Annotated in this window: 8 protein-coding genes; 3 read left to right on the forward strand and 5 right to left on the reverse strand. The window is 74.1% G+C overall.

Going from position 1 to position 12,242, the window contains the following annotated elements:
• Nucleotides 1-25: 25 nt before the first annotated feature.
• Entirely contained in the window at nucleotides 26-565 is a 540-nt protein-coding gene (locus JYJ93_RS39245) for a nuclear transport factor 2 family protein (protein ID WP_206799940.1), read from the reverse strand.
• Between the two features lie 88 nt (nucleotides 566-653).
• Between JYJ93_RS39245 and JYJ93_RS39250 the strand changes: the two genes are divergently transcribed.
• The 3 genes from JYJ93_RS39250 to JYJ93_RS39260 are packed head-to-tail and all read left to right on the forward strand — an operon-like array spanning nucleotide 654 to nucleotide 3,038.
• Nucleotides 654-1,433: an alpha/beta hydrolase gene (locus tag JYJ93_RS39250; RefSeq protein WP_206799941.1), complete on the forward strand. Its 780-nt coding sequence runs from the start codon at nucleotides 654-656 to the stop codon at nucleotides 1,431-1,433.
• Entirely contained in the window at nucleotides 1,415-2,209 is a 795-nt protein-coding gene (locus JYJ93_RS39255; protein WP_206799942.1) for a ZIP family metal transporter, read from the forward strand. Before JYJ93_RS39250 ends, JYJ93_RS39255 begins: the two co-directional genes overlap by 19 nt.
• A 28-nt stretch (nucleotides 2,210-2,237) precedes the next feature.
• Complete coding sequence (locus tag JYJ93_RS39260; protein ID WP_206799943.1) at nucleotides 2,238-3,038, forward strand: SDR family oxidoreductase; 801 nt, start codon at nucleotides 2,238-2,240, stop codon at nucleotides 3,036-3,038.
• A 2-nt stretch (nucleotides 3,039-3,040) separates the two neighbouring features.
• Here the strand turns inward: JYJ93_RS39260 and JYJ93_RS39265 are convergent, their stop codons facing one another.
• From JYJ93_RS39265 to JYJ93_RS39280, 4 genes are all read right to left on the reverse strand, one after another.
• Nucleotides 3,041-5,401 carry a hypothetical protein gene (locus JYJ93_RS39265; protein ID WP_206799945.1) on the reverse strand — a complete coding sequence of 787 codons (2,361 nt, stop codon included), beginning with the start codon at nucleotides 5,399-5,401 and terminating at the stop codon, nucleotides 3,041-3,043.
• 102 nt (nucleotides 5,402-5,503) lie between these two features.
• Nucleotides 5,504-6,541 carry a trypsin-like peptidase domain-containing protein gene (locus tag JYJ93_RS39270; RefSeq protein ID WP_206799947.1) on the reverse strand — a complete coding sequence of 346 codons (1,038 nt, stop codon included), beginning with the start codon at nucleotides 6,539-6,541 and terminating at the stop codon, nucleotides 5,504-5,506.
• Nucleotides 6,542-6,749: 208 nt separating this feature from the next.
• Nucleotides 6,750-9,116: an alpha-2-macroglobulin family protein gene (locus JYJ93_RS39275; RefSeq protein WP_206799948.1), complete on the reverse strand. Its 2,367-nt coding sequence runs from the start codon at nucleotides 9,114-9,116 to the stop codon at nucleotides 6,750-6,752.
• Nucleotides 9,113-12,229: an MG2 domain-containing protein gene (locus tag JYJ93_RS39280; RefSeq protein WP_206799949.1), complete on the reverse strand. Its 3,117-nt coding sequence runs from the start codon at nucleotides 12,227-12,229 to the stop codon at nucleotides 9,113-9,115. Before JYJ93_RS39280 ends, JYJ93_RS39275 begins: the two co-directional genes overlap by 4 nt.
• Nucleotides 12,230-12,242 lie beyond the last annotated feature (13 nt).

Consider the following 12,242-nt stretch of genomic DNA (forward strand, 5'->3'; position numbering starts at 1 on the left):
GGACCATGACGCAGGCAGGCATGCGTCAGGGCTTCGGCGCGGGCCTGGCTGCCGGGGCGGGCGGTGTGGCTGCCTTGTTCTTGGAGTACGTGGTGATGCGGTTCGTCACCTCGCCCATCAGGTCGTTGGGGATGGGGACGGAGAGGTTGTACTGGGCGATCTTCCAGCCGGCCGCGTCCTTCACCAGCACGCCGCTGCCGCGCGCGGGGCCCAGGTTGGGCGTGTCCAGCGCCTCGTCGAACCAGGCGACCTGGCCATCCTTCGAGAAGAAGACATTGCGGGACACCGACTTGAAGGACCAGGCCTTGCCCTTGGAGAAGTAGGGCTTCGCCCACGCGCGGAACTGATCCACCGTCCAGCGCTCCTCACCGTCCGTGCCCATGAAGACCGCGTCCGGCGCGAAGAAGGAGAAGTAGCGCGGCTCGTTGGCCACCGCCGCCGCGCGGTGCCAGTCGTCCAGCACCGTGGCCACCGCGACCTTGGGGTCGGCCGGAGCCTGGGCCGCGGCCGGCGCCGCGACGGGGTTGGCGCCGAGCGCCAGCAACAACCAGGAGACGGATGCCATCGGGTTCACCTCGACGAAAGGGGGGTTCGCGGTATGAAGCGGCAGGCGTGCCCCCAGGTCAAGGCATGCGACACAAGGCGGTGGTGGCGTGGTGCTCGAAAGTTTCCAGGTGGGCACGGGGGATGTGCCCACGGTGATGTTGCACGGCTTCCTCGGGACGGGCCGCAACCTGCGCTCGCTGGCCGTCGCGTGGACGAAGGCAGACCCGCGCCGCCGCATCCTCCTGCCCGACCTCACCGGCCACGGCACGTCCCCGGCGCTGCATCCGGAAGCGGACCTGACCACGCTCGCGCGCGACGTGGTGGACACGCTCGACGCGCAGGGCTTCAAAGGCGCCGTGGACTGGGTGGGCCATTCGCTGGGCGGCCGCGTGTCCCTGGCCGCGAGCCTGGAGTCCTCCGAGCGCGTGCGCAGCGTGGCGATGCTCGACATCGCGCCCGGCCCCGTGCCGCTGAACCTGTCGGACAGCGGCTATGTCCTGGACATCCTCCTGAAGGCCCCGCCGCGCGCGGACAGCCGCAAGGACCTGCGCGCGAACCTCATGGGCAATGGCCTGTCGGAGGCGCTGTCGGACTGGCTCCTCATGAACCTCACGCCCGACGGTGACGGCGTGCGCTGGCGCTTCGACCGCGACGCGCTCCTCCAGCTCCACCGCCGCGTCAACGGCCAGGACCTGTGGCCCGCGGTGGAGCGCCCCGTGCACCCGCCCCTGCGCTGCATCCGCGGCGGGCGCAGCCGCTACGTGTCCGAGGAGAGCGCCCAACGCCTGGAGGACGCGGGCTGCCCCGTGGCCCTCCTCCCGGACGCCGGCCACTTCGTGCACGTGGATGGTCCCCAAGAAGTGCTCGCGTGGCTGATGGCCCCCTGATGGATACCCAGACCGTCCTGCTCGTCTTCATCGCGGTGGGGCTGGACGGCCTGGCGGGGCTCGCGGGCGGTGTGCTGTCCGAGCCCTGGCTGCAACGGCGGCTGCCCGCGCTGGTGGCCTTCGCCGCCGGCACGCTCTTGAGCGCGGTGTTCCTGGAGGTGCTGCCGGAGGCGGTGAAGTCCCAGGGCGACGCCGCCTTCGCGTGGGCCTTCGCCAGCTTCGTCGCGCTGGCGCTCCTGGAGTGGGGCCTGGGCCATCACCACCATGACGCGGAGGCCGCCGCGGGACATGCGCACGGCCAGCATTCGCACCGGGGCGCGCCCACGCTGCCGGGCGCGCTGCTCGTGTCGGATGCGCTGCACAACGTGGGGGATGGCGCGGCGGTCGCGGCGGCGTTCCTCGTGTCGCCGCAAGCGGGCTTCGCGACCGCGTTCGCCGTCATCGTCCACGAGCTGCCGCAGGAGGTGGGCGACTACGCGCTGCTGCGCGCCGCGGGGTGGACTCGCGCACGGTCGCTGCTCGCGCTGGGCGCGGTGCAGCTCACCGCCGCGGTGGGCGCGGCCGGCGTGCTCTTCGGCACGCGGTATCTGCCCTCGCTCCAGGGCACGGTGCTGGCCATCGCCGGGGGCTCTTTCCTCTACATCGGCGCGGTGGACCTGCTGCCGGAGCTGCACCGGGGCCCGGACTCGCGCCAGCGCGTGGTGGGCTTCCTGTGCGGGCTGCTGCTCATTGGCGGACTGCACTTCGCGGAAGCCTTCGCGGGAGGCCATGGCTGAAGGGCCGCCCCCCTGAGAGGATGGGGCCATGCAAGCAAAGACCGTGATTGTCACCGGTGCCTCCGCGGGCATCGGCGAGGCGCTGGCGGTGGCCCTGGCCGGCCGGGGCGCGAACGTGGCGCTGGCGGCGCGGGATGCCCAGGCGCTGGAACGCGTGAAGGCGAAGTGCGAGGCCGCGGGCGGCAAGGCGCTGGCGGTGCCCACCGACGTGGGCGACCCGGAGGCGTGCCGCCTGCTGGTGGAGCGCACGGTGGAGGCGTTCGGCGGCGTGGACGTGCTCGTCAACAACGCGGGCATCACCATGCACTCGCGCTTCGAGGACGTGAAGGACCTGGGCCTCTACGAGCGCCTCATGCGCATCAACTACCTGGGCGCGGTGCACTGCACCTTCCACGCGCTGCCGCATGTGAAGGCGCGCAAGGGACTGCTCGTCGCCGTGTCGTCGCTCACGGGCAAGACGGGCGTGCCCATGCGCACCGGCTACGCCGGCAGCAAGCACGCCATGCAGGGCTTCTTCGATTCGCTGCGCATCGAACTGTTGGGCACCGGCACGGACGTGCTCGTGGTGTCGCCGGGCTTCGTGGCCACGGACATCCGCGCGCACGCGCTGGGGCCGGAGGGCCGGCCCCTGGGGCAGAGCCCTCGCGACGAGGCGGGCCCCACCATGGACGTGGACACCTGCGTGGCCCTCATCCTGCGCGCCATGGAGCGCCGCGACCGGGAGCTGGTGATGACGCTCACCGGTCGCGTGGGCCAGGTGCTCAAGCTGGTGGCGCCCGCGCTGGTGGACAGGCTGGCCGCGCGCGCCATCCGCGGCAGGAAGGCCTGACGCTACTTCTCCAGCCGCGACACCATGCCCCACAGGCCGTCGAAGGTGGCGTTGCCCACCTGGTGCAGGCCGAAGCCCCAGAGGAAGGCGGTCATCCACGCGCCGGAGCCGCCCCACGTGGGCGCGAAGACGTCCAGCACCTGGAGCCCCAGCAGCACCGCGATGATGGACATCATCCCCAGCACCGCGAGCTCCACCTTCCACAGGTCTCGCGAGCGAGGCAGGGGAATCCAGTCCAGGTTCACCAGCACGTCGGTGCTCGCCTTCGTGGACGACGGCGGCAGCGGGGAGAGGTTCCCGGTGGCGGGCCCGCCGGGCAGCGGTGATGGCGGCGGCGGTGGCGACTCCACGGCCGGCTGCGAGAAGGGATCCAGCGTCACGGCGGAGGGAACCGACTCCAGGGCCAGCCGGCCGCCCATGGACACCGGGGGCGGCGGGAGCGTGACGTGGCGCGCGAAGTCCTCGCGGGCGGCGCGGTACTCCGCCGCGGCCAGGTTCGCTTCGCCCTTGTCCAGGTGCTCTCGCGCCGCCGCCAGCCGCGCGTCCGCCGCCGTGCGCCAGTCCGCCAGGGTGTTCAGGCCGCCACCGGACTGGGCCTGGAGCTGGGTCAACGCCTCCTCCAGGTTGTCCACCAGCTCGCGCAGGTACAGCGCGTGCGCGGACTGGTAGTAGAGGTAGGCCTCGTCCACGCTGGCGGACATGCGGGCTCGCGCCCGGGCCAGCTGTTCGCCCACGCGCAGGCGCAGCGCCGCCCACTCCTCCTGCGTGAAGCCGCCGGGCAGCTCCTTCCCGGTGAGGGCGTCCTCCAGGTCCGTCAGGAGGATTTCGAGGAACGCCTCGCGCGCGGTCTCCACCAGCCGGCGTGACGCCTCCAGGTCGGGCCCTGGCAGCTGCTGGCGCGCGCGCAGGACGTAGAGGGGCAGCTCGCCCTGGAGCCGGCGGCTCACGGGGTCATCCCCGCGCTGGGAGGACAGCGTCCGCGACTGCTGCTCCAGCTCCGTCAGCCGCGCCTCCAGCACCGCGCGGGCCACCGCCTCCAGATCGAGCGTGCGCAAGAGCTGCGCCTGTTCGCTGAAGTCCGCGGACGTGGCCTGATCATTCTGGAGCAGCGTCTCCACCGCCTTGAGCTTGCGCTCCGCGTCCAGCAGCGCCACGCCCTTGAGCCCCTCCAGCTGCCGCAGGAGCACGGACCAGAGGGAGAAGAGCTGGAGGCGCGCCTCGAAGAGGGCGAGCACGGAGTCCTGCACGACGAGCCCGCTCAGCGGCCGCTGGATGTCCGCGAGGAGCGCGTCCACCTGGCGGCGCAGCGACGCGGCCACGGCGGCCTCGCGCTCCAGCGGACGGGCGGGCACCAGGGACTGGAGCTTCTGGCGCGCGGCCTCCGCGCGGCTGCGCAGGTTCACGCGCGGGCGCACGCGCTGCACGTAGAAGCGCACCGCCGCGGACGTCACCACGCCCAGGAAGATGAGGAACGCGCCGAACATCGCGGGCGTCTTCACCCAGACGGTGAAGGCCTGCTCCACCGCCGCGCCCTCCGGCACGAGCAGCCGCACCGTGCCGGTGTACTCGCCGGACTCCGGCAGGTCATCCACGTCCAGGCTCAAGAGGCCGGTGCCGTAGGCGGGCACCTGGAGGACGCCTTGCTGTCCCGGGCCCTGCGGCTGGCCATCCGGTCCACGGAAGAACCACGTCGCGTCCTGCGCCTGCACGGGCGCGGCGCCGTCTCCCGAGCCGCCCGCCCTGCGGTCCAGTTGCACCACTGCCGCGGGCCCCACCGCGCCGCCCACGCCCGCGGTCTCCCGGAAGGTCAGCCGCACCGTGGCCTTGCCGGAGAACGGCCCCAGCGTCCAACCGCGCGCGGGCGCCACCGGATAGAACTGCACCGTGGGCGCCACCGCCACGCGCCGCACGACGAGCGGGGTGGACTCCCGCACGCCGTCGCCCAGGAGCACCACGCGGCCGTGGTAGTCGCCCGCCGCGGGCAGGTCCGCGGACAGCGTCACCGTCACCGGCTGACTCACGGAGATGGGCACCTCCGCCGCGCCCTCCGTCGGGCTCACGCGCACCGTCACCGGCACCTGCGTGCCGTCCGCCGCGAGCAGCGGATCCACCAGCACCGTCACCCGCGTGGCCGCCGCGCCCGCGTCGCGCGGTGCCTCCGGAGACACGTCCGTGGGCGTGGGCAGCAGGTCCACGCGCAGCACCGTCTCCAGGTGGGCGGTGGACGTGCGCAGGCGCACTTCGTTGTTGGAGGACAGGCCCGCGAGCCCGAAGCGCGGCGCCGCGCCCGCGAGCACGGGCAGCAGGCACAGCACGGTGCACATGACCTTCGCGGCCAGGGGGCTTCGAGCGGGAAGGCTCATGCGCGGGGACGATAGCAGCCCCCTCCTCCGCGCTCGCATGCGCGTCCACGCGCGCGGATCCATGGCGTCGTCACAGGGGTGTAGCAGCAGCGCTCGAAGGCTTCACTCCCAGCCCAGGCGGCGCAGCACGCTCCCGGACAGGCTCGAGCGGATGGTGTCCAGGGGGATGCCCTCGTCGTCCTCGGCGGACTCGTGGCCGGGGCGTGGGTCTCCGCTGTGGTGCAGCGCGACCAGCTCCAGGTCCGGCGTGAAGCACGGCGACCCGGACGAGCCCGGGTGCGTGTTGGTGCAGTAGGTGACTCGCGTCTGGGAGCGGTTGACCTTCTGGAACGTGTCCAGCGCCACCTGCATGGGCCGGCCCTTCGGGTGCTGCACCACGAGCGCCAGCGCGCCCGTCTCGAACGCCGTGGGTGAAGACGGGGCCAGCGGGATGAAGCCGCGCGGCCGGTCCCCTACCCGGTCCGCGCCGGGGGCGTCTTGAATCTGCAGGAAGGCGTAGTCCAGCTCGTCGCGCGTGGCCTCGCGCGGGCGCGGGTGCATCAGGTCCGCCGGGCTGTGCGGGCTCTGCGCCAGGCACGCCGTCACCGCGAACACCCGGCCGGGATGCACCGCGATGCGGTCCGGCAGCACCTTCAAGTCGAAGCGCACGCGCAGCGCCTCCAGCAGCCGGTGCTCGATGACGTGCGAGTTCGTCAGGACGATGTCCGGCGCCACCAGGAAGCCCGTGCCCAGCGCGCGGCCGCCCTCCAGCTCCACGCGGCACACGCGCCTGGACAGCGTGGTCAACCGGTCGCGCCAGACCTGCGGCGTCAGCGCCAGCCTGGACTGCTGGACGATGCGCATCAGGGCGCTGCCGGACACGCTGCGCTGCACGGAAGACAGGTAGCTCTGCAGGAAGCGGCGGATCCGCGGATGGCTCGGCGCCGCCGCGTGCGCGCCGCGCACCAGCACGTCCGTCCACCCCTCCGCCTCCGCGGTGCGCACGAGCGCCCGGGCCCGCGCCGCCCCCTCCCGTTCGACGGGGGGCACCAGGCTGCGGCCGCATTTCACCTCGACCATCCGGTGGAGCTCCTCCACCGAGGTGAACGCGCCCAGGAGGGCGTGGGTCAGTTCCTCCTGTTCGGAGCCTTCAAGCTCCATCCAATTCCTCGCTGCCGCGCGCAAATGCATCTCCGCCGTGCATCCTGAAGTGTACGCACGCGGGCAGCGATTGCACCGGGCGGGGGGCGCCCGGAGGGACGGGCCCCTGCCGCGCTTCCGGCGCGCATTCCACCTGCCCCGGAGGCCAGACGGAAGGGACCTGCACCGGCGCCGTGAGTGGAGAATGACCCCACGGCACCGGAGGGCGTCAGCGCACCGCCCAGGTGGTGGGCGGCAGCGACGCGGTGATGTCCGGCCGGCCAGGCACGCCCAGTCGCGCCGCGCCCGCCTGCAACGTCCCGGCGAGCGTGGGCAGCACGCGGAACTCCACCTGCACCGGCGCGCCCTGCTCCCTGGGAGAAAGGTCCAGGGACAACGCCCCATCCTGCACATCCCAGGAGGTCACCTGTCCGGACGCCACGAGCGCGGCGAGGCTCGCGGGGTCCACCTGCACGCCCGCGGGCAGCTCCTGCTGGAAGCGCAGCGGCAACGCGGACGGCGCACCCACCTGGACGCGCACGTTCGTCAGCTGTCCCACGCGCGCCTCCTTCGGCCCCGTCACGGCCAGTTGCAGGCCGCCCTTCAGCTCGCTCTTCCACGGCACCGCGGCGGACAGCGCCAGGGAGAAGCCCAGCCCCGGCACCGCGGGCTCCGCGCGCACGGTCCACGCGTGCGTGCCCGCCGAGCCCGGCGCGGCGGCCTCCAGCGCCAGCACCTCGCGCAGCGCCTTCGTGTCGTAGGTGCCCTCGGTGACGACCTGCCCGTCGCGCGCCACCGTCACGCGCACCTGGGCCGGCAACGGAGCCTTGAAGAGGGCCAGCGCCGCGCGCAGCCCCACGCGGTTGGCCTGCCCATCCCCCCAGCCCAGGCCCGGCGTGTAGTGCGCGAGCAGCCAGGCGCCCAGGTCCGCGAGCGGCGCCTTCGCATCACCCTGGAGGGCGAGCACCGCCATCGCCGTGGCCTCCGCCTCCGAAGGCAGCGCCCCATCCGCGCGCACCGTGTCCGGCTCCACCGGCAGCCACGCGGTGCCGTCCGCGCCGGACTTCAGAGCCTCGCGCACGCGGGTGCGCAGGGCGTCCGCCACGCTGCCCTCCGCGGCGCCCTCCGCCAGCAGCACCGCCGCCGTATAGCCATCCTTCACCTGCGGCAGGTAGCGCTCGAAGACGCCCGACGCGCGCACGGTGAAGGCCGACGCGCGCTGCCTGCCCTCCGGGGTGCCCTGCGCCGCGCGCACCGTGCGGGCGCAGTCCGCCGTCGCCACCAGCAGGCGCTGGAGCGTCCAGCCCTCACCGCCCTGGCAGGTGCCGTCCGGCCGCTGCGCCTGGGCCACCTGCGCCACCAACCGCTCGCCCAGCCGCGAGAGCACGGGGTTGTCCGGGTGGGCCAGCGCGCCCTCCGCGAGCCGCGTCGCCACCTCCACCGACGGCGCCCGCGCCGCGCGCAGCACCCGCTGCGTCGCCACCAACGACAGCGCCTTCAGCGCCGCGGGGTCCGCCGTCTCGCCCAGCGTCTTCAGGAGCTCCGGCGCCTGGCCCGCGAGCAGCAGCGCGTACGCGTCCCCCGCCACGTCCACCGGCCGGCGCTCCACCGCCGCCAGCTCCGCGCGCACCATGCCCAGCGCGCCCGGGTACACCTGCAGGCGCACGCGCTCGCTGCCGGTCTGCGCGTCCGCGGGGCCCACCAGGGACAGCGTGCGCGGCGCCGCCAGCGAACCGCCGCGCGTCTGGACCACGGGCTGGCCGGTGGCCCACACGTCGAAGTCGCGCACCACCGCGTCCGTGTCGCCCAGCGAGGCGCGCAGCGTCACCGGCCCCGCGCCTCCGGCCCTCACCGTCACGAACTCCACCACGCTGCCGCGCGCGGGCACCCGCACCGTGCGCGCGCCGGACTCCACCTGCGCGCCCTTCACGTCCACCTTGAGCGCGGCCTCCACGGCCTTGTCGGTGGTGTTCACCACCTGCACCGGCAGGCGCACCGTGTCGCCCGCGCGGAGGAAGGGCGGCAGCACCGGATCCACGTACGTGGGCAGCGTGCCCGCGAAGGACGTCACCGCCCCCGCCTGCGCGCCGGAGCGGGAGTGCGCGAGCGCCAGCACCCGCCACTGCGTCAGCCGGTCCGGCACGCGCACCGGCACCGTCGCCGCGCCGCTCGCGTCCGTCACCACCAGGGGCTCGAAGAGGAACGTCTCCGGGAACCACGCGCGGGTGGGCGCGGCGGCGGCGCCACCCTTGTCCTTGCTGACGCCCCCCTCCTCCATCTCCGGCTCCGGCGGCGCCGCCATCTCCATCACGGGCGCCGCCGCGGCCTTCGGAGGTGCGGCCCCGCCGCCTCCCCGCGAAACGATGGACTCGTCGTCGTAGGCGTTCGCCGACCCGAAGTTCTTCATCGCCTTGCGCTGCAAGCCGTCGATGCCTGGCGCCATGGTGACTTCCATGGACTCCCCCGAGAGCGCGGCGGCGGACTGCCCCAGGGTCTTGCGGACCGAGTCCCCCGTCACCACCGCGATCATCACTCCGCCCAGCACGAACCCCACCCCGAGGCCCACGGCCCCGGACATCCAAGAGCGCTGCTTCATGGCGCCTCCCGGGCGACCCACGCGCCCCAGTTCACGACGTCCTCCGGCAACCGCGTTCCATTCACCACCACCGCGCGCGGATCCGTGAGGGCCAGCAGGTCCTCCGGCAGCCGGGACAGCCGCAGCTTGCGGCCGAACGCATCCGTCACCTTCTGCCCGCGCTGCTCGCACGCGGCCAGCGACTCCGCCCACAGCCGCGCGAGCCCCGCGGGGTCCAACGTCTCACCCTCGGGCGCGGTCTCCTCCCACTTGCGCGTGCGCGCGTGCAGCTCCGTCAGCACCGCGTAGAAGGGCTCCGTCAGCTCCGCGTCCGGGGAGAAGGGGCTCGTGCTGCTCACCGACAGCGGCGTCTCCACGTCTTCCAGCGTGGGCACCGCCGTCACGCGCAAGAGCGCCGCCGCGGCCGCGTTCGCGCCCCGGATGCGGCCCATGGCCAGCGCCTGACCGTCCAGCACGCCGAAGGCGGGCGTGGCCACCGACGGCGCGGGCTTCAGCCCGTCCAGCGCGTCCGCGCCCGGCAGCGGCGCCAGTTGGGACAGCGTCTCGTCCACGCCGAAGAGGCCCACCGCCGCCTCGCCGTCCTTGCCGTCCACGCGCGTGTGGACCTGGAGGTGCGCCAGCTCCCCGGGCGCGTACGCGGGCTTGTCCGGAGACACCTCCACCGACAGCGACGCGCGGGGCGCCACGTACACGCGCGCGGTCGCCGCCACCCCCTCCACTTGCGCCCAGCCCTCGAAGTCCTGGGGCAGCGTGAAGCGGACGGAGCGCGTGGCCGGGTCCAGCTTCTCCTTGAGCCGCGTCGGCCCCGCCACCAGCTCCAGCGTCTTGGGCAGCTCGCCCGTGAAGCCGGGGCCGCGCAAGAGCTCCACCTTCACGGACTCACCGGCCTTCGCCAGCACCGGCGTCGCGCGCAGGCGCAGCGGCGGCAGGCGCGCGGGGCGCAGCACGACCTTCGTCTCCCCCATGTCCTGGCCGTCCCACTTCGCCTGGACCTTCAACTCGTAGCCCAGGAACGCGGTGGCCAGGGGCGGACGGGGCATGCCGTTGCCTCCGTAGTTCGGCTGCGCGGTGAAGCGCACCACGCCCATGGCCTCCGACGGCCTCCGTCCCGCCAGCAGCTCCGCCTGCGTCGAGGCCGGAACGCGGATGCGGCTCAGCCGCTCCTTCACGCACGCCAGCGCCGCCGCAGCGGCAGGGGGCGTGGCCTCGCTCGTGGGCTCCGCCACCCAGGACAGCGCCAGCTCCGGCTTGTCCGCCCACCGCCGCCACGTCAGCACGCCGGGCACCGCCACGGCGCGGTCCAGCGTGGAGGGCAGGCACGCGCGCGCATCCAGCGCGGCGACCGTCAGCCCCTCGCTCACGCCCCGCTCGTCTCCGAAGGCGACCTGCGTGTTCCAGCGGAGGGTCGGCAGGCCCGGGTCCTGGACCTGGAAGCGAAGCGGGAGCATCCGCTCCGCGCGCGCCGGCAGTCCCTTCGCGCGCAGCGCCGACACCATGCACGCCTCCAACCCCTCCTCCGCGCCGGCCACGTCCAGCACCTGCCCGGACGCACCCACCCGCACCGCGAACTCCGCCATGGCGGCGCCAGAGGCCGGAGAGACGAAGCGCGCGCAAGGGTGCAGCGAGGGCAGCAGCCGCTCCAGCGCGAGCTGGTCCTCCAGCGACGCCTGTCCTCCCTGCGCGCCCAGCAGGTCCTGCGACGACACGAGCGACACGGGCGGCGGACGCGGCTGCACGCGCACCGGCAGCGGCGGCACCACCACGTTCACCGCGGGGCCGGGGTCCAGTTGGAAGGCGGCCACGCCGTCCTCGTCCGCGACCGCGCTCACGCCCGGGTCGCGCGGGTCCCACGCGCGCGTCACCGTCACCTCCGCGCCCGGCAGCACCTGGCCCGACGCGGTGGTGGCGCGCAGGTAGACGCGGTTGCTGAAGCCCGCCACCAGCCCGTCCTCCAGCTCCGTCACGGAGGACACGGCCAGCGCGTCCTCGGACAAAAGGAGCGACACGCCGCCGCGCACCGGCTCGCCCGTGGGGTCCTTCGCCTCCAGGCTCGCGCTCAACGTGGCCTGGCCGCGCAGGTCCTGGGGCACGCGCGGCAGCGTCACGCGGAAGCGGCCGGCGGCATCCGTGCGTGCCTTCGCCGGCAGCCCGCCCTGGAGCCACTCCGTCGGCGGAGGCCATGCGCCCGCGTGGCTCCACGCCAGCGTCACGTCCGTGTCCGCCACCGGCGCGCCGGACGCGTACGACACCTGCCCCGTCACCTCCGGCGTGTCGTTGGCGCGCCAGAAGGGCCGGGGGCTTGCCGCCTCCATCCGCAGGCGCGGCAGCGTGAAGGGCTCCACCGTGAAGGCCGCGTCACCGGAGGCGCCGCCGCTCGTCCACGACACCGTCCACGTGCCCGTGGGCGCGCCCCGGTCCAGCGGGAAGTCCCCCGCCACCACGCCCCAGTTGCCCGCGGGCGCGCGCTCCTCCAGCACCACCTCGCCGGAGGGGTCCGTCACCTTCCACGTCCCCGGCCGTCCATCGAGCGGTGACAGGTCCTTCGCGCGCAGCGCCACCGCGCGGAAGCGCACCCGGTGCCCGGGCTCGTAGAGGGGCCGGTCCGTCAGCACGCGCACCCGCGCGGGCGCGTACAGGGGCAGCGCCGCGTCCACCGTGCCGGTGCCCAGCGGCGTGGTGACGCGCGCGCGCAGTTGATAGTCGCCATCCGGCACCGCGGGCAGCGTCACCGGCGCCGACAGGGAACCGCCGCTCTCGCGCTTCCAGCGCCCCTTGGCGTCCAGCGGCAGCGGCGTCTCCTTGCCGGCCGCGTCCACCAGGAACAGCGCCGCCGTGCCGCGGCCCACGAGGGACTCGAGCTCGCGGCCCTCCGCGTCCATCCCGTGCGCCTTCGCCCAGACCGTCACCCAGCGGGAGGTGCCTCGCGCGAGCCCGCTGACGGACACGCTCACCGTCTGGCGGAACTCGCCGTCCGGACACTGTGGCACCTCCACGCCCTGGAACATCCAGGCGGACAGACACCGCCCGGAAGACATGAAGGCCAGGCCTCCCCCCACGAACAACAGCCCGAGCCCCCCGGCCACCCATCGCCGGCGCTGGATGCCACCTGTCATGCGTTTTCTCCCC

The sequence above is a fragment of the Corallococcus sp. NCSPR001 genome, from assembly GCF_017309135.1.
In the GTDB taxonomy this organism is placed as follows: domain Bacteria; phylum Myxococcota; class Myxococcia; order Myxococcales; family Myxococcaceae; genus Corallococcus.

Excerpts from the sequence above, each read along its gene's own strand:
- JYJ93_RS39245 (WP_206799940.1), bottom strand. The coding sequence starts at position 565 with ATGGCATCCGTCTCCTGGTTGTTGCTGGCGCTCGGCGCCAACCCCGTC.
- JYJ93_RS39260 (WP_206799943.1), top strand. The coding sequence starts at position 2,238 with ATGCAAGCAAAGACCGTGATTGTCACCGGTGCCTCCGCGGGCATCGGC.
- JYJ93_RS39265 (WP_206799945.1), bottom strand. The coding sequence starts at position 5,401 with ATGAGCCTTCCCGCTCGAAGCCCCCTGGCCGCGAAGGTCATGTGCACC.
- JYJ93_RS39270 (WP_206799947.1), bottom strand. The coding sequence starts at position 6,541 with ATGGAGCTTGAAGGCTCCGAACAGGAGGAACTGACCCACGCCCTCCTG.
- JYJ93_RS39275 (WP_206799948.1), bottom strand. The coding sequence starts at position 9,116 with ATGAAGCAGCGCTCTTGGATGTCCGGGGCCGTGGGCCTCGGGGTGGGG.
- JYJ93_RS39280 (WP_206799949.1), bottom strand. The coding sequence starts at position 12,229 with ATGACAGGTGGCATCCAGCGCCGGCGATGGGTGGCCGGGGGGCTCGGG.